The organism is Rouxiella sp. T17 (assembly GCF_036663475.1).
Classification (GTDB): domain Bacteria; phylum Pseudomonadota; class Gammaproteobacteria; order Enterobacterales; family Enterobacteriaceae; genus Rouxiella.
Window position 1 is genome coordinate 113,919 of record NZ_JAWUEA010000026.1, and the last position, 17,905, is coordinate 131,823.

The window sequence follows — 17,905 nt, forward strand, 5'->3', positions numbered from 1 at the left end:
GCAAATTGAAATTTGAGGAGGGCCAATGAGCCATTTTGAACTGGGTACACTGCAACTTGAGCTGGAACGTTATCCGCTACAGGAAGAGTCCACGACGCTGCAGGCGTGGGAAGCAGCCGACGAATACTTGCTGCAAACCCTGACCACCGACACACTCAATGGCCGTCCCGTGCTGATCTTTAATGACGCGTTTGGTGCCCTGACCTGTGCGCTGCATGAGTTTTCGCCGGTCAATGTCAGCGACTCCTTTATGAGCCAGCTGGCGGCGCGCTACAACCTGCGTCTGAATAATCTCGACGATTCGCTGATTACTACCCAAAGCAGTCTCGATCCGCTGCCGCAGGCGCCGGGTTTAGTGGTCATTAAAGTGCCAAAAACGCTGGCGCTGCTGGAACAACAGCTGCGTGCGCTGCGCGAAGTCGTGACGCCGGAGACCCAGATCATCGCGGGCGGCAAAGCGCGTGACATTCACACCTCGACGCTGCAACTGTTTGAAAACATTCTTGGCACGACGCGCACCAGCCTGGCGTGGAAAAAGGCCCGTCTGATTCACTGCCAGCCCGAGAAAGACATGCAGCCTGCCGAGCCGGTAACCACCGAATGGGCGCTGGATGACAGCGAGCTGCGTATCACCAACCACGCCAACGTGTTTTCGCGCACGGGTCTGGATATCGGTGCGCGCTTCTTTATGCAGCATCTGCCGGAAGGCATTGAAGGCCGTATCGCCGATCTGGGCTGTGGCAATGGCGTGATCGGCATTACCGCACTGGCGCTGAACCCCGACGCCGAGATGCTGTTTGTCGATGAGTCTTACATGGCGGTGGAATCGAGCCGTGCCAACGTGGCGAACAATTTGCCGCAGGACCTTGAGCGCTGCGAGTTTGAAGTGAACAACATGCTGGCGGGCGTTGAGCGTGAATCGCTGCACGCCGTGCTGTGCAACCCGCCGTTCCATCAGGGCACGGTTATCAGCGACGACACCGCGTGGCGGATGTTCTGCGATGCCAAACGTTGCCTGCAACCGGGCGGCGAGCTGCGCATCGTCGGCAACCGTCATCTGGATTACTACCAGAAACTGCGTCGTCTGTTCGGCAACTGCACCACTATTGCGACCAACCAGAAGTTTGTGGTGCTGCGCGCGGAGAAAACCAACGCCGGACTTAACAACTTCTAAAGGTGACTCGATGATTAATCACCAGTAATCATCAGATAACCAGTCCTAAACGGGTGCCCTGATCGATAGCGCGACGGGCATCCAGTTCTACGGCGACATCCGCGCCGCCAATCAGATGCACCACTTTCCCACTTTCACGCAGCGGCGCTTCCAGCCCGCGCTGTGACTCCTGACCGGCACAAATAATCACGTTATCCACCGGCAAAAGGTGTTGTTGCCCTTCATAAATAATGTGCAAACCCGCGTCGTCGATGCGTTGGTAACCCACGCCGTTAAGCATTTTTACGCCGCGAGCCAGCAGGCTGGCGCGATGGATCCAGCCCGTCGTTTTGCCTAATCCCGCTCCAACCTTGCTGGTTTTACGCTGCAACAGAGTGATTTGACGCGCCGACGGCAAGGGCTGCGGGCCTTCTGCCGCTAAGCCGCCGCGCTGGCACAGGCTGGAATCGATGCCCCATTCCAGATTAAACATCGCGATATTCAGGCTCGACGACGGCTCGACGTGCGCCAGATATTCGGCGGTATCAAAGCCGATACCGCCCGCGCCGATAATCGCGACGCGCCGTCCAACCGGCTTTTTGTCGCGCAATACGTCGAGATAGGACAACACTTTAGGGTGATCGATACCCGGAATGTCGGGCAGGCGCGGCAAGATTCCGCAGGCCAGAATAATTTCGTCGAACTCGAGCAACGCCTCGGCAGTAATCTGCGCGCCCAATTTCAGCTGCACGTCGAGCAGGGCAAGCTGGCGCGAGTAATAGCGCAAGGTCTGATAGAACTCCTCTTTGCCCGGAATTTGTTTGGCGATATTAAACTGCCCGCCGATGTCGGGCTGCGCATCAAACAGCGTCACGAGATGACCGCGCTGCGCCGCCGTGGTGGCAAAGGCCAAACCCGCCGGACCCGCGCCGACCACCGCCAGCTTTTTAAGCCGCGTGGCGGGCAGGATCGGCAGCTCGGTTTCGTGGCAGGCGCGCGGATTAACCAGACACGAGGTTATCTGTCCCGCGAAAATCTGGTCGAGGCAGGCCTGATTACAGCCGATGCAGGTGTTAATCTCGTCGGCGCGATCGTCGGCCGCTTTCTGCACAAACGCCGGATCGGCAAGAAACGGCCGCGCCATCGACACCATGTCGGCGTAGCCCTGCGACAGCAGATCTTCGGCGATTTCGGGGTCATTAATTCGATTAGTGGTAATCAGCGGAATGCCGAGTTTGCCCATCAGCCGCTGCGTGACCCAGCCAAACGCGGCGCGCGGCACCCGAGTGGCGATGGTCGGGATGCGCGCCTCGTGCCAGCCAATGCCGGTATTAATCAGCGTCGCGCCGGCCTGCTCGATTTGCGTTGCCAGCAGCTCCGTCTCTTGCCAATTGCTGCCCTGTTCCACTAAATCGAGCATCGATAATCGATAGATAATAATGAAATCGCTGCCGCAAATTTTTCTCACGCGGCGCACGGCTTCGATGGCAAAACGCATCCGGTTTTCAGCGCTGCCGCCCCATTGATCGTCGCGCTGGTTGGTACGCTCGGTGAGAAACTGGTTAATCAGATAACCTTCCGAACCCATGATTTCTACGCCGTCATAACCGGCTTCGCGCGCCAGTTGGGCGCAGTGGGCAAAATCTTCCAGCGTCTGTTCGATCTCGGCTTCGCTGAGGGCGTGCGGAGCAAACCGGTTGATGGGCGCCTGCAAAGCCGACGGCGCGACAGGGTCGGGCTGATAGCTGTAACGGCCCGCGTGCAGAATTTGCAGCGCGATTTTGCCCCCGGCGGCGTGAACGGCGTCGGTAACGATTCGATGATGGCCGAGCTGCGAGGCGTTATTGAGTACCGATCCGCCCTGATAGACCACGCCCTGCGGATTCGGCGCAATTCCGCCGGTCACAATCAGCCCAACGCCCGCCGCCGCGCGCTCGGCGTAAAAGGCCGCGAGCCGCGCGGGACCGTCTTCCCGCTCCTCCAGACCCGTATGCATCGAGCCCATCAGCACGCGATTTTTCAGCTGGGTAAAACCTAAATCCAGAGGAGCAAGCAAAAAAGGATAAGTCACGGACCAAGGCTTCATAACGCACTCCATCAGGAAAGTAACCACGGCTCGAGTAACCCCAAGAGATGAGTGGTCGGATGAGATGCTGTTAAATTTAAACCCTGTGGCGCGGCTTTCAAACACGGGCTGCCGTGATTGTGACAGGTATCAAGAATTATTACGGGGAAGGGCGTTGCGCCTGCTGAAAGCAAAAAAATCAGCAGGCGCAGAGGGCAGGATTACTCTAGCACGAAGCTGTTTTGCTTAACGTTTACCGAGTCCAGCCCGATAAAGACGTTGAACCTGCCCGCTTCCGCCGCCCATTTGAGCTGATTGTCGTAGAAGCCCAGATCTTTGGCCCGCAGAGTAAAGCTGACGCGTTTCTCTTCACCGGGTTGCAGGTAGACTTTTTCGAAGTTTTTGAGCTCTTTCACCGGACGACTGATTGAGGCGGCGATGTCGCGGGTATAGAGCTGCACAATCGTCGCACCGGCAACTTTACCGGTATTTCTCACCATCACGCTGGCGGTAATTTCACCGTTGCGCGGCAGCTGGCTCGACGACAGGCTGATATCCGAAACGCTGAAATCGGTATAGCTCAGACCATAGCCGAACGGGAACAGCGGGCCGTTGGTGATATCAAAATAGCGCGAAGTATATTTGTCGGGTTTCTGCGGATTGAAAGGTCGACCGGTATTCAGCTCGCTGTTATACAAAGGAATTTGACCCACGGCGCGCGGGAAGGTCATCGGCAGTTTGCCCGACGGATTGTAGTCGCCGAACAGCACGTCCGCGACCGCGTGGCCGCCTTCCGTGCCTGCAAACCAGGTTTCCAGCATCGCGTTGGCGTTATCATTTTCCCACGGCAGCGTCAGCGGACGGCCGTTCATCAGCACCAGAACCAACGGTTTGCCGGTAGCTTTCAGCGCTTTCAATAAGGCTTTCTGGCTGTCGGGAATACTGATGTCGGTGCGGCTCGACGCCTCGTGCGCCATGCCCTGCGCCTCGCCGACCACGGCCACGATCACATCGGCTTTTTGCGCCGTTTTCACGGCCTCGTCGATCATCTCCTGCGCCGGACGCGGATCGTTCTGGATCTGTTTTTCATAGGAGTTCAGGAAGGTCACGATGGCAGGATCGTCGATGATATTCGAGCCGCGCGCGTAAAGCAGCGTCGCTTTATCGCCGAGGGCGTCCTGCATGCCTTTCAGCACGGTAATAGTCTGCTTCGACACGCCCGCCGCTGACCAGCTGCCCATCATGTCGCGCTGACTGTCGGCCAGCGCGCCAATCAGCGCAATGGTGCCTTTTTTCTGTAACGGCAGGATATGATTATCATTTTTCAGCAACACCATCGACGCGCGCGCCACTTCGCGAGCTTCTTTGCGATGCAAACGGCTTTCGGCGTTGGTGTCGACAGGGTCGGTCGACTGCGGGCCGAGGTGGCGATACGGATCGACAAACAGGCCCATGTCCCACTTGGCGACCAGCACGTCGCGCACGGCGTGGTCGATATCCTGCTGCGTGACCAGCCCGTCTTTCAGTAAGCCGCGCAAATACTGGCCGTACTGATTATCCGCCATGTCCATATCAACGCCCGCTTTCAGCGCCATCGCGGCGGCTTGACGATCGTCTTCGGCCACGCCGTGTTTAACTAATCCGCCAATGGCGCCGTGATCGCTGACGGTCAGGCCGTGGAATTTCCACTGGTCGCGCAGGATATCTTTCAGCAGCCAGCCGTTTGAGGTAGCAGGCACGCCGTTTACCGAGTTCAGCGCCACCATCACGCCGCCCACGCCCGCATCGACGGCGGCTTTGTAAGGCGGCATGTAGTCGTTGAACATCCGCGACAGGCTCATATCGACCGTGTTGTATTCGCGTCCGCCTTCGACTGCGCCATAAAGGGCGTAATGTTTAACGTTGGCCATCACGTTGCCCGGCGCGGAAGGGTCGTCGCCCTGATAGCCTTTGACCATCTCGTAGGCGAGGCGGGAAGTGAGGTAAGTGTCTTCGCCGAAACCTTCGGAGACGCGGCCCCAGCGCGGGTCGCGGGTGATATCGACCATCGGCGAGAAGGTCATGTTCAGGCCGTCGGCGGCCGTTTCTTCGGCTGACACGCGGGCGCTGGTGGCGACGGCGTTCATGTCCCAGCTCGAGGCCAGCCCGAGGCTGATAGGGAAAATGGTGCGCTGGCCGTGGACCACGTCATAGGCATAAAAAGGCGGGATTTTCAGGCGGCTGTATTGCACCTGATCCTGCATTTGGCGAATGTCGTGCTTGGTCACGGTGTTGAACACGCCGCCAACCTTGTCTTCGCGGATATCGGCCATGATTTTTTCTTTTGGATTATCCGGCCCCACGCTGACCAGATTGAGCTGGCCGATTTTGTCGTCCAGCGTCATTTTTTTCATCAGATTGGCGATGAAAATGTCGCGCTGTTTTACCTGCATTTGCGGAATGGTCGACGAAGCGGCGGGGGCAGGCGAAACGGTTTGTGCATACAGCGGAGAACCCAACAGCAGAGCGACAGCGCCTATCACGTAATGCGTCTTCATTAGATATCCTATATCCAAACATCCCCCTCCCGACATCGACCCGCAAATAATGCGGTGAGATTCAGGACAGGCGTATAAATGTTATTTTGAGGAAAATATAAACGTATCTAATACAGGAATGTGGGCTTTGGCAAATAATATGTAAGGATTGGGTGGGAAAAACAGCTAAATCATGATCATAAGGGGCCAATAGCGCCGTGCAGCATCGGGCGCTATGGAGAAAAAAGGGGAGGTTAAGGCATCGGCCAGGTGGTCGGAGTTTGACTCATGATATCGATGAACACGTCTTTTGAGGCCAGCCAGAAATGGGTCACGGCTTCAACGCTCAGTGACATTCCCATTAATCCCATCACAAACCAGCAGGTCATCGACAGGCCTAATCCGCTGCACATAAAGGCCAGGGCGTTTTTACTGGTTTGACGGCAAACCACGTTCAGTTGGCTGGCAAAAAACATCATCAGCGCGCTCAGTAACTCCCAGCGCATCATCATGAATCCAGTAGTCAGGGTGTTCATCGAATTAGATCCTTAATACATTCAGTCTTTTACGCTTACATAACTCCGTAATTACATAAAATCATGTCAAGCCCATGATTTTAAATAAGTAATGGTAGAAGTTTGCAAATGTGGAATACAGAAAAGTGTGATTGAGGTCACATTCTATCATCTGAATTTCTGATTGTGCAAAAAACAATCTGGAATATTAATCAGCCAAATCGGCATAAAAGTTATAAAAGCGCTCGGCTTATTCTTTTTTAACCTCGATTTAACAAAATTTCATTTCACCTCTGCTGGAAATTTAAGGCAGCAGACCTCCCCTTTTAAGAAAAGTAAAATTTCAAATTTTCGGGGTCAAAATTTTGGCTCGCCAAAGTATGCAGACTGAGTAGAATTATTAATGGGTAGAAAATTACAATTATGCGACGGACCGTGTAATTAGCTGTTTTTTAACCACTAAACTTAAACGTTTTTTGAGTAATTACGCGAGAATTTGAATTTACTAAGAAAATTCCTAGGCTTGCAAACCGCGATGAAGTGTTAATTTCGTGTAAATTTGCGTCGAAATGGGCATTTCACGGTGGTTAAAGTTAGGTTTTAATCTTGTTACGGCAGCTTTACCGACATAAAAATTGGTTGGAAGCTGGGTTTGTAGGGTTTTACGTTTTAATTGAATTTAAACAAATTAGGCCTATTCATGCTAGACAGCTGATTTTATATTTTCAACAGCCGTTAGGATGACTCTGTAAATTAAGGGAACTATGAAAAACCTGGTCATAATGGAACCGCATTCCTTTACCTCCTTGGCCATGAGAGCGCTAATTCCTGAAGACGTTAAAATCAGAGGTGCGTTAAAAGGTTTCACTCCGTTACAATCAATGCTTGATGCTGAAATGATCGACATCGTCATTATGGAAATATACGACACTAATTTATTTCCCATGGACGGTATCGATTTTATTCGCCGTAATGCGGCGCATTGGAATCGCGTCACGCTCATTATTTGCACGGATGTTGATAACGTTTTTCTTATCAAAGAGTTAATGAAGTGTAAGGCCCGCATTCTTATCTCCAAAAAAGATGACATTGTGGCCATCGAGCACGCCATCGCCAAGGGGATGTCGGGAGACTATTATTGCAGTCCGCACCTGCTGGATATTGTTAATTCAGACAGCAACGAACTCTCGCTGACGTCCAGTGAACTTCGGGTTATGTCCTTATTATTGAATAACAAGACGCCGATGGAAATATCCGAATCGCTGGGTATCAGCTATAAAACCGTGCAGACGCATAAAAGAAACGTGATGCAAAAATTGGGCGCCAGAAATAGTTTTGGGCTGATGAAAATAGGCTATCAATACAAAAACAAACTTTAGTTAAGTTATTATAATCTCACTAACCTTTATTAGCGGGCTGTCATCTTACGTTCATTTTGACTTAACCTAATTCGTTTACTGCACAAGTAGATAGCTTAAAACTTAACGTAAAGCTTACAGTTTTCTGGCGCTTATTAATTAAGCTTTGGCGTTTATTAATTAAACATTGTTGTCTACACTGGGCTCAAATTCACGGCTCGCGAGGCAGGCAAGATGGAAAATAGTTATAAACGAATCGCTTCACCCGTAGGCGTGCTGACGCTGGTGGCGCGAGGATCCAAACTTGCTGCGGTGCTTTGGGAGTCAGAACGCGAAAACCGCGTGAGATTAGGCGCGCTAGTTGAAGATGAGCACCATCCGATGCTGCTCAAAACGGAACAGCAGCTCAACGAATATTTTGCCGGAACGCGAACCCGTTTCGAATTAGCACTGGATTTTCAGGGCACCGATTTTCAGCAGCGTGTCTGGCAGGCGTTGCTGGCTATTCCATTTGGTGAAACGCGCAGTTATACCCAGATAGCGCAGGCGGTGGGCAGTCCAAAATCCGTGCGCGCGGTAGGTGCGGCGAATGGCCGTAATCCTCTCTCTATTATTGCACCATGTCATCGTGTGATCGGCGCGTCAGGCGCACTGACCGGATTTGCCGGCGGGCTGGAAGCCAAAACGTTCCTGTTAACGCTGGAAGGCCATACGTTTTCGACCCCCGTTCTCGATGCCGACAAACATCAGGGCAGTTTCTCATTTTGAAAAATTCATTTTATTTTTTCTAACAATTCAGCCAAGGTGGCGACAGCCCAGCTTTCATCGCTGTTTGCATAACACCACAGCCCTCCTTATGAATGAGCGGCAACTTCTTGCGCGCATTCCTGTACAGTTTTTGCTATCTTCAACAAAATTCAATTTTGCAGTGCAGCGTTTGCAGACAGAGTTTATTGATTGGTTTTGCAGAGAAAATCGGAACAATCGCAAGACGATTGGCGGGATTCAGGCCCACAGTGCGCTGGTTGCTACAAGCCAAGGCGGTAGCGTGGAAGGTTGAAATACATTCATTCAGCCTGCTTGTTGAAAAATCTATAATCTGAACCCTTCCCTGTGGCATTATCAGCCTTGGCATCTGATTTATATCGTCAAAGGAAAGGGGTAAACCCGATGGCCAAACCTTTTAAGCCGACATGTTTTAAGCTGACATGTTTTAAACCGACATGCACAGCGGCGTTTTTTGCCCAAGCCTGCGGCAATTTCTGATTTATGCCTGCCGTATGGTGAATTTGATCTGCTTGCCTGATACTACAATCATTCAGGGACGTTTAAGTTTCTCTCCCTCGCGCTCTTTTTCTAATCCAGTGCCAATGACGGTAATAGATGATGCAGGTAGGCGGGTATAAGTGGAATATTCCTTAAACCTCTAAGCCACAAGACAGCAAATGTGGTCTGGTAATACAACAGGGGACAAGGGTGATAGCGCGTCCTTTCCAAAACTTGACTCTAACTATTGAATGAAATCAATGACAAAAAAACATGTAATCAAGTTGACAGCCGTAGCTGTTCTTGTGGGTTTACTTAGTGGGTGTACCGTAGTGCCTGGTCAGGGATTGAACAGCATCGGTAAAAATGTGGTCGAACAGCCGGACAGCAACGCCAACTGGGATAAAAAAATCAACGTTTATCCAATGACGCCGGAGCTGGTCCAGCAAATGCGTCCGTTGAAAGTCCTGTCGCGCCCTAATCCTGAGTTAGATGCGCTAATCAACCGCTACGAATACCGTATTGGTATTGGTGATGTGGTCGCGGTTACCGTTTGGGATCACCCTGAACTGACCACGCCTGCCGGTCAGTATCGCAGTGCCGAAGACAGCGGTAACTGGGTCGGTGCCGACGGCGATATTTTCTATCCTTATATCGGCAAAGTGCACGTCCTGGGTAAAACCATGGCCGAAGTTCGCGCGGATATTGCCAAGCGTCTCGTGACTTATATCGAAAGTCCTCAGGTTGACGTGAGCGTTGCGGCGTTCCGTTCGCAAAAAGCCTATATTTCCGGCGAGGTGGCCAAATCAGGTCAGCTGCCAATTACCAACATTCCGATGACCGTGGTTGATGCTATCAACGCCGCGGGCGGACTGGCTGCCGATGCCGATTGGCGCAACGTCATCTTGACGCACGACGGTAAAGATCAGGTTATTAATCTGGCTACGCTGCTGCAAAAAGGCGACCTGATGCAGAATCACCTGATGTATCCGGGCGATATTCTGTATGTGCCGCGCAATGACAGCCAGAAAGTCTTTGTGATGGGTGAAGTTGTGCAGCAGGCGACCATGAAAATGGATCGCAGCGGCATGACGCTGGCCGAAGCGCTGGGCAACTCTTCCGGCATCAGTCAGGTTGAAGCCGACGCTTCCGGCGTGTTCGTTATTCGCCAGATCAAGGGTGACAAACAGGGCCGTATCGCCAACATTTACCAGCTGAATGCGAAAGATGCGTCGGCGATGGTGATGGCGTCGCAGTTCGAGCTCAAGCCGTACGACATCGTTTATGTGACGACCTTGCCGCTTGTTCGCTGGAACCGCGTGATTTCACAGCTGTTGCCAACGATCACCGGCACGCACGACACGCTGTTGACGCTGCAATATTACAGAAACTGGGGCTAACCTATGTTTCAATCGGTATTGGTTGTCTGCACTGGAAATATCTGCCGTTCACCGACGGCAGAGAGACGGCTTCGCCAGCTGTTGCCTAACAAGAAAATTGATTCGGCTGGCGTAGGTGCTCTCATTGGTCATCAGGCCGATCAGCAGGCTTCCCTTACCGCCGAAGAGCACGGACTTTCGCTGGAAGGGCACAAAGGACAACAGTTCAGTGCCCAACTGGCTCGCCAGTACGATTTAATTCTGGTGATGGAGCAGGCGCATATAGAACAGGTCTCGAAACAAGCAGCCGAAGCCCGTGGCAAGACCTTGTTATTAGGTCACTGGCTGGATAAAAAAGAGATCCCCGACCCGTATCGCCAAAGCCAGGAAGCGTTTGATTATGTTTATCAGCTCATCGACGAAGCCTGTGAGAGTTGGTCGACAAAGCTTGACGTTTAAGGGAATCGATAAGATTCCCTTTTTGTAGTACTTTTCTTTTTCTCAGGGACACACAATGCCTTTTTCCAAAAATTTTTGGATCACTTCTGCGTTAATTTTTTCTGACTTTATCAGTTTCGTCCTCTCTCTTTATCTTGCGCTTATCGCGGTTGAACTTACCTCAAGTCATTTTGAAACCAATGTGCCAGGCGATATCAATAGCTGGATTGGAATACATTGGCTCATGGCCGGTTTTCTGGTTATCTGGATTGGCGCGCGTCTTCGCCACTATTTTTATCGCAAGCCATTTTGGTCCGAACTTAAAGAAATCCTGCGTACGGTGATTATTTTTGCCATTGCCGAAGCGGCGATCGTTGCCTTGCTCAAATTAGATTTCTCCCGTTATTTATGGAGTCTAACTTGGGTATTAGTGGCGATACTGGTGCCGTTTGCGCGAATGATGACAAAAGTTGTGTTGCATAAGCTGAACCTGTGGCAGCGCCCGACCTATATTATCGGTAACGGCAAAAACGCGCTGGACGCTTATAAAGCTATCAGCGAAGAGAGCAACATGGGTCTGCGAGTGATCGGCTTTATCGCCGAAAAACTGTCGGAGCCATCAACTCATACGCTGGCCGGATTACCGGTACTGCACGTTGATACTGAATGGCTGGAGAGCGGCATCGATAAACAAATGCAGTTTATGGTTGCGGTTGAAAACGATGAGGGTGAAATTCGCAGCGCCTGGCTTCGCCAGTTTATGATTAAAGGTTTCCGCTACGTCTCCGTTATTCCAACGCTGCGCGGTATGCCGTTGGACAGCACGGATATGTCCTTTATCTTTAGTCATGAAGTGATGATTCTCAGGGTTCACCATAATCTGGCAAAGCTCTCTTCCCAGATATCAAAACGGATATTCGATATTCTTGCCTCACTGGCGTGTATTATTCTGCTTTCCCCTGTACTTATTTACATAAGTCGCAAAGTTAAAAAAGATGGCGGACCGGCTATTTATGGGCATGAGCGCATTGGCAAAGGCGGCGTGCCTTTCAAATGCCTGAAATTCCGCTCAATGGCGATCAATTCCAAAGCGCTGCTCGAAAGTTTATTGGAGAGCGATGCCGAAGCCAAGGCCGAATGGGATCAGACCTTCAAATTAAAAAACGACCCGCGTGTGACAAAAATAGGTGCCCTTTTACGCCGCACCAGTCTTGATGAATTGCCACAGCTATTCAACGTGCTGAAAGGGGAAATGAGCCTCGTCGGACCAAGACCGGTAATTTATGCAGAATTGGAACGCTATCAGGAACAAATTGATTATTACCTGCTGAGCAAGCGGGAATGACAGGTTTATGGCAGGTTAGCGGACGCAGTGATGTTGATTACGAGACGCGCGTCTATTTCGATGTCTGGTACGTTACTAATTGGTCTATGTGGAATGACATCGTTATTCTTTTTAAGACTATCGGTGTTGTCTTAAAAAGAGATGGCGCTTATTGATAAACAGCCGCTGTAGTGATTAATCTTGAGGCGGCTTATTCCGATTTATCTGTAAATGAACCTGCTTAGGCAGGTTTTTTTACGCCTGTAATATTTTATCTATAAACTACAGGAAGACTTAATGGTGCATTAAAAACAGCCTGCTGTTGGGCCCTCGAGGAGGAGGTCTAAAAATCATGCGCTTAGAAAAATTTCTTCAAATGCCAAAGCGGGATGTCATGTGTCCAGTATAAGCTATGCTTAACTAAATCGGTCAAAAGCGTACAGCTACAGAGTTATTGTGAAATTCATTTTTTTCAGTAATATAGAGTGAAATCTCACCACAAAAACTCCTGATGTCTGGTCGTAAACCGGTTAGATTTTACATGAGCTAAACGCAGTTTTAGCTGTTGATGAGCGAATACAAGCGTTGATGGCAAGCTTGAGAGCGAGAGCAGAAATCGGGTTAAGCGGTCCTTTAACCCATTAATTTTTTGTCTCATCCTCAAGTCCAGCAAGGGTATTTAGTTCGTCCTTTTTTTGAAGAGCAAGGTTAACTTGCCGAGTGTGATAGCCAGGGCGTAAATTCGACATATTTCCCTTAAGGGCATATGTCCTCCATGATCGAAGACAGGCAGACAATATGACGAGTTTCGGTAGGAAAACATTACAATATAGTGCATCTGTCACTTCAGTAATTCAAAGACTGTCCGATATCTTGACTATATCTTTTGGTTTGTATATTACGCGTTTGTTTTTCCATGAAGCATTCATGTATCAAGATATAATCATGGTATTGGCCTCGATAATTGTATTCCAAATGATTGGCGGCTTTACCGATTTTTATCGCTCTTGGCGCGGCGTGAGGATTGGTTTCGAACTTAGAGTCGTGCTGCAAAGCTGGGTATTAAGCGTTTTAGTGACTTTCGGCGCATTATCCTTGGTGCGTATTGTCAATGAGAATCTTATTGTTTGTGCCACCTGGTTTATCATTGTTTGTTTAGGTTTAGTAATTTCTCGGTTAATTATTCGTTATGTCATCGGCCATCTGCGAAATAAAGGCTACAATACGCGCAATGTCGCCATAATGGGCGCATTCACGCCGGGCATTAAATTAGCAGAATCATTACGCGATGCGCATTGGATGGGATTCAGGGTCGTCGGTATTTATGACGATTGTGATGTTCCTGCCGACACTGACATCCCGAGAGTGGGCGATTTTAAACAATTAATCCACGATGCTCGTCTGGGTAAAATCGATCGGGTTTATATCGCGCTGCCGATGACTCAGGAAAAAATCATTAAAGAAGCCGTCGAAGAGTTGTCGGATTCTACCTGTTCCGTTGTACTGATCCCCGATGTTTTCACCTTCAATCTGCTTCATGCGCGTACCGATGAAATAAACGGTGTTCCTGTCGTTTCACTGTTTGATACGCCGATGATTGGGGTCAACCGACTGATTAAGCGTCTGGAAGACATTATTGTCTCCATTATCATCCTGACCTTTATTTCACCGATTCTCCTACTGATTGCTATTGCCGTTAAAGTGACGTCGCCGGGTCCGGTGATATTCAAGCAGCAGCGTTATGGCATTGACGGTAAAGGTATCGCCGTCTGGAAATTCCGTAGCATGGTGGTTATGGAGAATGGCGATAGCGTGATTCAGGCGACCAAAGGCGATGCGCGTATTACCAAACTTGGCAGTTTCTTGCGCCGTACTTCTCTTGATGAACTGCCGCAGTTTATTAACGTGCTGAAGGGCGATATGTCGATTGTGGGTCCGCGTCCTCATGCGGTGGCGCATAACGAGCTCTATCGGACGATGATTAGCGGATATATGCTGCGTCACAAGATGAAGCCTGGAATTACCGGCTGGGCACAAATCAACGGCTGGCGCGGCGAAACCGACACCCTCGACAAAATGGAAAAAAGGGTCGAATTCGATCTCGACTACATTCATAACTGGAGTCTGGGTCTGGATTTAAAAATTATCTTTTTGACCATCTTCAAGGGCTTTGTACATAAAGCCGCTTACTAAGATAATCTTTATTCCACACTGAATCTGCTTCTAAAAGATAAATGGCCGCATACTCTGCGGCCATTTTTTTGTGATAATTTTTGTCGCTTTTTCACCCCAAACTGGCTGAGAGTAGCCCGTTAGGAAGAGGGGTAGATCAATGACGTTGCTGACGCTGGCTCAGCCAGTAACCATGCAAGTTCAGCGCCGCAGGTTTTAACTCTTCGATACTGGCCTCGATTTGCTCTTCCGACATCTCTTCGAGCGCAGACATATTATCTTCGTGACCGTGAAGGGCAATTAAGTCAAGCGAAGGCTTGAAGGCTTCCGGTAATGTGGACCAATCATCCAGCGCCACGCCGCGCATATAACCGAAGCACCATTCATCGACAATCGTATAATCCGTATCGTCTACCGTGTGCTCGCCAAATAGCGGTTCAAACTGTTCTGGATAATCATTGAGCCTGTCGGCGATATCATTCATGTGCTGGAAGGTGAGATCCATAAAGCGCGTCACCTCTTCCTGCGATTCCCAAACGGGAATAAATTCTTCACCGCCCCAAAGTGCGACCAGCCAGACGCTCGGCTCAATCATTTTTGGACCCGAGAGAATCGCGGTCAGCATACCGTCGAGTTCGGCAACGTCCATAACGGACTCTTCGCTGCCGTACTTGATAAGCACGTCTTCCAGCCATTCCAGCTCTTCTTCGTTTAGTGGTCCCTGATTCATGCGGTCGTCTCCTGCGGAGTAAATACGAAAGGTATGTGCGAATGATAGCGGATTTAGCGCAGCATTGGCTCAACAGACGTCAGGATTTTGTCCCAATTGATAAATATCAGAATGGCTGCAGCCGCCGCGATAATAAATAACCACTTTCCAAGCATATCTTCACCTCCAGTCCCCGAAAGTTTATGACCTTTCTAGTGTAGATGGGATGACGGGAAGGGGGAGAAAACGGCGGGCAATTTGTTGTTAGGGAGTTTGTCTTGTTATGTCGTTGAACTGGAAAAGGGGGGTAAGAGTTAACGTTCAGACAACAGAAGGTGCTTTGTCATTAAGTAATACCTAGAAGAGCCATCGATTGTGCGAAAGTGACAAATAGCAATGTGTAGCCAAGAAAATTCAGCTGAACCAGCCTTACAACTAGGAGTTTTCCAGAGGAATCAAAAATGGCCAAATATAATCTGAATTCTTCAGAAACGCTTTACCAACCTGGCTCCTCGGACAGCGTATTGATGAACAAGCTGGGAATTATCGATGAAGCAGAAATGGAAGCGCTAGAGTCGGGATTACTGCTGATGCTGTATGAGCAAATTTTTATAGAATCAGCCCCTATGACAGTACTAAATTTTACTCACATTGAAGAATGGCATCGGCATTGGCTAGGAAATCTCTACGATTGGGCAGGGCGATTGCGTAATGCTAATCTTGTAAAAGATGGCTTTAAATTTGCAGCCGCTGATCGAATCCCCCACCTCATTTCAGCCGTTGAAATACGTTATCTGCGTCGCTTTAAAGAACTTAACGCCCTAAGCCGATCGGAATTAATCTGTTATCTGGCTGAATGCCACGTGGAGTTTATCCTGATCCACCCATTCAGAGAGGGAAACGGAAGATTGTCACGTCTACTTTTTGATGCGCTGTCTGTTCAGGCGGGAACGGGATTACTGGATTATAGCCTTTGGGATGAACATAAAGCGTTTTATTTTAAAGCTATTCAGGCCGGGGTCTCGGGTAACTATAAGCCGATGATGCAGCTGGTTAACGATATTTTGCCGAATTAACGAGCTAAACCAATAGCCTTTGCTTTTGCTTGATACTGCTTGAGATTTTGTTCAATTTTCCGCACATCTTCGCCTGTTTCGATAGCCGTTGAACTCGCTACGGAGCGATAGATTTGCTGTTTGGTGATCTTAGCGTTGGTTGATCGATTTTGCATTATGTGGTCCTCATTTTACTTGTTGAGATTGTAGTGGGTGGAAAGGAGGCTTACAAGGTGGTTTATTAGATGGGGTTTGCTGAGAAAGAGCCCACCCTTCAGGTGGACCCAGTTGCTCAATCTTGGTATTTCGCTCTTGCTCTCAATTCCTGAATGTTCATTCCGCAGTGAAGGCGTTGATGTCCGCACATCCAGCATGAACAGTTGCAGGGCGTATGATATGCCTTACCGATATTGATAATAGTCGCGCCTTCAGGCCAGCTGTAAGCCGCATTATTATAGCGACCGCGTTTAGCTTTGAGCCTTTTCATATGATGATGACGCAGCGCTCGATTTCTTGTTTGCATAGGTAATCCCCGAATAAACCGTCGGGGCAGCCACACCTTCGTGTGACCGCCGGAACGGCAGCTCGGAGTGGAGGATTTTACGCAATGGATTCTCCTTTAATTACTTCGATAAAGATGAGGTATGCAAATTCTTAGCGGGTTTTAGCTTGTCTTCGACGCCAAAAATATAATATTACAGCAAGCACGATCGTTGGGATTACATGAAGGATAAAACCAATGATCCAGGCAGGGAAAAGATAGATCCCGCCAGGCGCATCGGGATCTTCTGTGATGGCAAGATAGGCGAGGTAATTCCACAGTAGAAACCCTGCGAAAATCCACAGCAGATATATTTTCCATCGGTGACGGTTTACAGATTCCAGAATCTTCATTGGCTATTCAATCCTTAAATAGCTGAGTCAGTGACTTTATTTTGTTTGAAAACGAGGGACTGTCAAGTGTGTCGGAGTTTATGGACAATCTGAGGTGAGAAAAAACGCAGCTGTCATTTTGCCGCCACTTCAATTTTAGGCAACAAAAAAGCCACTCCTTTCGAAGTGGCTTAATGTTCTGATTTAACAGCTAAAATTTGGTGGCCCCTACTGGACTTGAACCAGTGACCAAGCGATTATGAGTCGCGTGCTCTAACCAACTGAGCTAAGGGGCCGCGGTGCAGGATTATACGGTAGTTCGCCGTCCCAGGTCTACACTTCATCCAACTGTATGCGTGTTTTATGTCCAACTTTTAGCTTGTTGTTATTACTGCGAGTTTTTAGGATAACAACATTAAATACGGCTTAAGGTTTAAACATGATCACTGACATTATCAGCGCTAATCTTCGCGTGGTTTTCTGCGGCATCAATCCGGGATTGTCGACGGCACATCACGGCTTTCATTTTGCCAATAGCAATAATCGTTTCTGGAAGGTCATCCATCAGGCTGGATTCACCGAGCGACAGCTGAAGCCGGAAGAAGAGCAGCATCTGCTGGATGCCGGCTGTGGTATCACTATGCTGGTCGAAAGGCCGACGGTTGAAGCCTCAGAGTTGGCGCGTCTTGAGCTGCGAGAGGGCGGAGAGGCGCTGAAAACGAAAATGCTTCACTATCAACCGAAAGCGCTGGCGGTATTAGGCAAGCAGGCTTTTAGCAGTGCGTTTGGCATTCGAAAGGTGGCGTGGGGACGTCAGGAACTGATGATTGATGAAACGGAAGTCTGGGTATTGCCGAATCCGAGTGGCCTCAATCGCGCAACGTTGGACGAACTCGTTAAAAGCTACCGTGAGTTGTTTGATGCCATTAAATAGCGCCTCGGGGCTTTAGGCTCGCTTTCAGAAAGCTTTTCTCTATACTCATTCCGGCTAAGCGCAGGAAAAGAGAGATAAATAGCGGCAATAAAAAAGCCCCATCGGGTTATTCCAGATGGGGCTTTACGTTTGGCAGTGACTTAAGTGT

General features: G+C 49.7%; 14 protein-coding genes, 1 tRNA gene and 1 pseudogene. 9 read left to right on the plus strand and 7 right to left on the minus strand.

What is annotated here, in order from left to right; genetic code table 11:
• Positions 1-25 precede the first annotated feature (25 nt).
• Positions 26-1,174: a 23S rRNA (guanine(1835)-N(2))-methyltransferase RlmG gene (gene rlmG, locus SC206_RS07175; RefSeq protein WP_332735575.1), complete on the plus strand. Its 1,149-nt coding sequence runs from the start codon at positions 26-28 to the stop codon at positions 1,172-1,174.
• A gap of 31 nt (positions 1,175-1,205) precedes the next feature.
• Here the strand turns inward: rlmG and SC206_RS07180 are convergent, their stop codons facing one another.
• The 3 genes from SC206_RS07180 to SC206_RS07190 form a co-directional block, all read right to left on the minus strand.
• Complete coding sequence (locus SC206_RS07180) at positions 1,206-3,239, minus strand: NADPH-dependent 2,4-dienoyl-CoA reductase (protein ID WP_332735577.1); 2,034 nt, start codon at positions 3,237-3,239, stop codon at positions 1,206-1,208.
• A gap of 200 nt (positions 3,240-3,439) precedes the next feature.
• Positions 3,440-5,755, minus strand: coding sequence for a beta-glucosidase BglX (gene bglX / locus SC206_RS07185; RefSeq protein WP_442976039.1), 2,316 nt, complete (start codon positions 5,753-5,755; stop codon positions 3,440-3,442).
• 233 nt (positions 5,756-5,988) lie between these two features.
• Entirely contained in the window at positions 5,989-6,270 is a 282-nt protein-coding gene (locus tag SC206_RS07190) for a YjcB family protein (RefSeq protein WP_332735581.1), read from the minus strand.
• Positions 6,271-7,013: 743 nt separating this feature from the next.
• Here SC206_RS07190 and SC206_RS07195 point away from each other — a divergent pair.
• From SC206_RS07195 to wcaJ, 6 genes and pseudogenes are all read left to right on the plus strand, one after another.
• Positions 7,014-7,628 carry a response regulator transcription factor gene (locus SC206_RS07195; protein ID WP_332735583.1) on the plus strand — a complete coding sequence of 205 codons (615 nt, stop codon included), beginning with the start codon at positions 7,014-7,016 and terminating at the stop codon, positions 7,626-7,628.
• 213 nt (positions 7,629-7,841) lie between these two features.
• Positions 7,842-8,375: a methylated-DNA--[protein]-cysteine S-methyltransferase gene (locus SC206_RS07200; RefSeq protein WP_332735585.1), complete on the plus strand. Its 534-nt coding sequence runs from the start codon at positions 7,842-7,844 to the stop codon at positions 8,373-8,375.
• Positions 8,376-9,133: 758 nt separating this feature from the next.
• Positions 9,134-10,273, plus strand: a complete 1,140-nt coding sequence (locus SC206_RS07205; protein WP_332735587.1) for a polysaccharide export protein — start codon at positions 9,134-9,136, stop codon at positions 10,271-10,273.
• A gap of 3 nt (positions 10,274-10,276) precedes the next feature.
• Positions 10,277-10,711, plus strand: a complete 435-nt coding sequence (locus SC206_RS07210; protein ID WP_332735589.1) for an arsenate reductase/protein-tyrosine-phosphatase family protein — start codon at positions 10,277-10,279, stop codon at positions 10,709-10,711.
• Positions 10,712-10,766: 55 nt separating this feature from the next.
• A pseudogene (wbaP, locus tag SC206_RS07215) lies at positions 10,767-12,190 on the plus strand (undecaprenyl-phosphate galactose phosphotransferase WbaP).
• 622 nt (positions 12,191-12,812) lie between these two features.
• Positions 12,813-14,207: an undecaprenyl-phosphate glucose phosphotransferase gene (gene wcaJ, locus SC206_RS07220; RefSeq protein WP_332735591.1), complete on the plus strand. Its 1,395-nt coding sequence runs from the start codon at positions 12,813-12,815 to the stop codon at positions 14,205-14,207.
• A 136-nt stretch (positions 14,208-14,343) separates the two neighbouring features.
• Here wcaJ and SC206_RS07225 read toward each other — a convergent pair whose 3' ends face one another.
• Positions 14,344-14,916: a UPF0149 family protein gene (locus SC206_RS07225; RefSeq protein WP_332735594.1), complete on the minus strand. Its 573-nt coding sequence runs from the start codon at positions 14,914-14,916 to the stop codon at positions 14,344-14,346.
• 440 nt (positions 14,917-15,356) lie between these two features.
• Here SC206_RS07225 and SC206_RS07230 point away from each other — a divergent pair, with 440 nt between their 5' ends.
• Positions 15,357-15,971 carry a Fic/DOC family protein gene (locus tag SC206_RS07230; RefSeq protein WP_332735596.1) on the plus strand — a complete coding sequence of 205 codons (615 nt, stop codon included), beginning with the start codon at positions 15,357-15,359 and terminating at the stop codon, positions 15,969-15,971.
• On the opposite strand, the gene SC206_RS07235 is transcribed toward SC206_RS07230, so the two are convergent.
• From SC206_RS07235 to SC206_RS07245, 3 genes are all read right to left on the minus strand, one after another.
• Positions 15,968-16,126 (minus strand): hypothetical protein, encoded by a 159-nt coding sequence (locus SC206_RS07235; protein WP_332735598.1) that lies wholly within the window; start codon positions 16,124-16,126, stop codon positions 15,968-15,970. The two genes, SC206_RS07230 and SC206_RS07235, sit on opposite strands and share 4 nt — an antisense overlap.
• 478 nt (positions 16,127-16,604) lie before the next feature.
• The gene (locus SC206_RS07240; protein ID WP_332735600.1) at positions 16,605-16,844 is read right to left on the minus strand and encodes a hypothetical protein; all 240 of its coding nucleotides are present in this window, start codon (positions 16,842-16,844) and stop codon (positions 16,605-16,607) included.
• Positions 16,845-17,042: 198 nt separating this feature from the next.
• A tRNA-Ile gene (locus tag SC206_RS07245) sits at positions 17,043-17,119 on the minus strand.
• Positions 17,120-17,262: 143 nt separating this feature from the next.
• On the opposite strand from SC206_RS07245, the gene mug reads away from it, so the two are divergent.
• Entirely contained in the window at positions 17,263-17,757 is a 495-nt protein-coding gene (mug, locus tag SC206_RS07250; RefSeq protein WP_332735602.1) for a G/U mismatch-specific DNA glycosylase, read from the plus strand.
• Positions 17,758-17,905 lie beyond the last annotated feature (148 nt).

What these genes read in the sequence shown, in the direction of transcription:
- SC206_RS07210 (WP_332735589.1), top strand. Translation starts at nt 10,277, where the DNA reads ATGTTTCAATCGGTATTGGTTGTCTGCACTGGAAATATCTGCCGTTCA.
- SC206_RS07225 (WP_332735594.1), bottom strand. Translation starts at nt 14,916, where the DNA reads ATGAATCAGGGACCACTAAACGAAGAAGAGCTGGAATGGCTGGAAGAC.
- SC206_RS07190 (WP_332735581.1), bottom strand. Translation starts at nt 6,270, where the DNA reads ATGAACACCCTGACTACTGGATTCATGATGATGCGCTGGGAGTTACTG.
- SC206_RS07240 (WP_332735600.1), bottom strand. Translation starts at nt 16,844, where the DNA reads ATGAAGATTCTGGAATCTGTAAACCGTCACCGATGGAAAATATATCTG.
- rlmG (WP_332735575.1), top strand. Translation starts at nt 26, where the DNA reads ATGAGCCATTTTGAACTGGGTACACTGCAACTTGAGCTGGAACGTTAT.
- bglX (WP_442976039.1), bottom strand. Translation starts at nt 5,755, where the DNA reads ATGAAGACGCATTACGTGATAGGCGCTGTCGCTCTGCTGTTGGGTTCT.
- wcaJ (WP_332735591.1), top strand. Translation starts at nt 12,813, where the DNA reads ATGACGAGTTTCGGTAGGAAAACATTACAATATAGTGCATCTGTCACT.
- SC206_RS07205 (WP_332735587.1), top strand. Translation starts at nt 9,134, where the DNA reads ATGACAAAAAAACATGTAATCAAGTTGACAGCCGTAGCTGTTCTTGTG.
- mug (WP_332735602.1), top strand. Translation starts at nt 17,263, where the DNA reads ATGATCACTGACATTATCAGCGCTAATCTTCGCGTGGTTTTCTGCGGC.
- SC206_RS07235 (WP_332735598.1), bottom strand. Translation starts at nt 16,126, where the DNA reads ATGCAAAATCGATCAACCAACGCTAAGATCACCAAACAGCAAATCTAT.
- SC206_RS07200 (WP_332735585.1), top strand. Translation starts at nt 7,842, where the DNA reads ATGGAAAATAGTTATAAACGAATCGCTTCACCCGTAGGCGTGCTGACG.
- SC206_RS07230 (WP_332735596.1), top strand. Translation starts at nt 15,357, where the DNA reads ATGGCCAAATATAATCTGAATTCTTCAGAAACGCTTTACCAACCTGGC.
- SC206_RS07195 (WP_332735583.1), top strand. Translation starts at nt 7,014, where the DNA reads ATGAAAAACCTGGTCATAATGGAACCGCATTCCTTTACCTCCTTGGCC.
- SC206_RS07180 (WP_332735577.1), bottom strand. Translation starts at nt 3,239, where the DNA reads ATGAAGCCTTGGTCCGTGACTTATCCTTTTTTGCTTGCTCCTCTGGAT.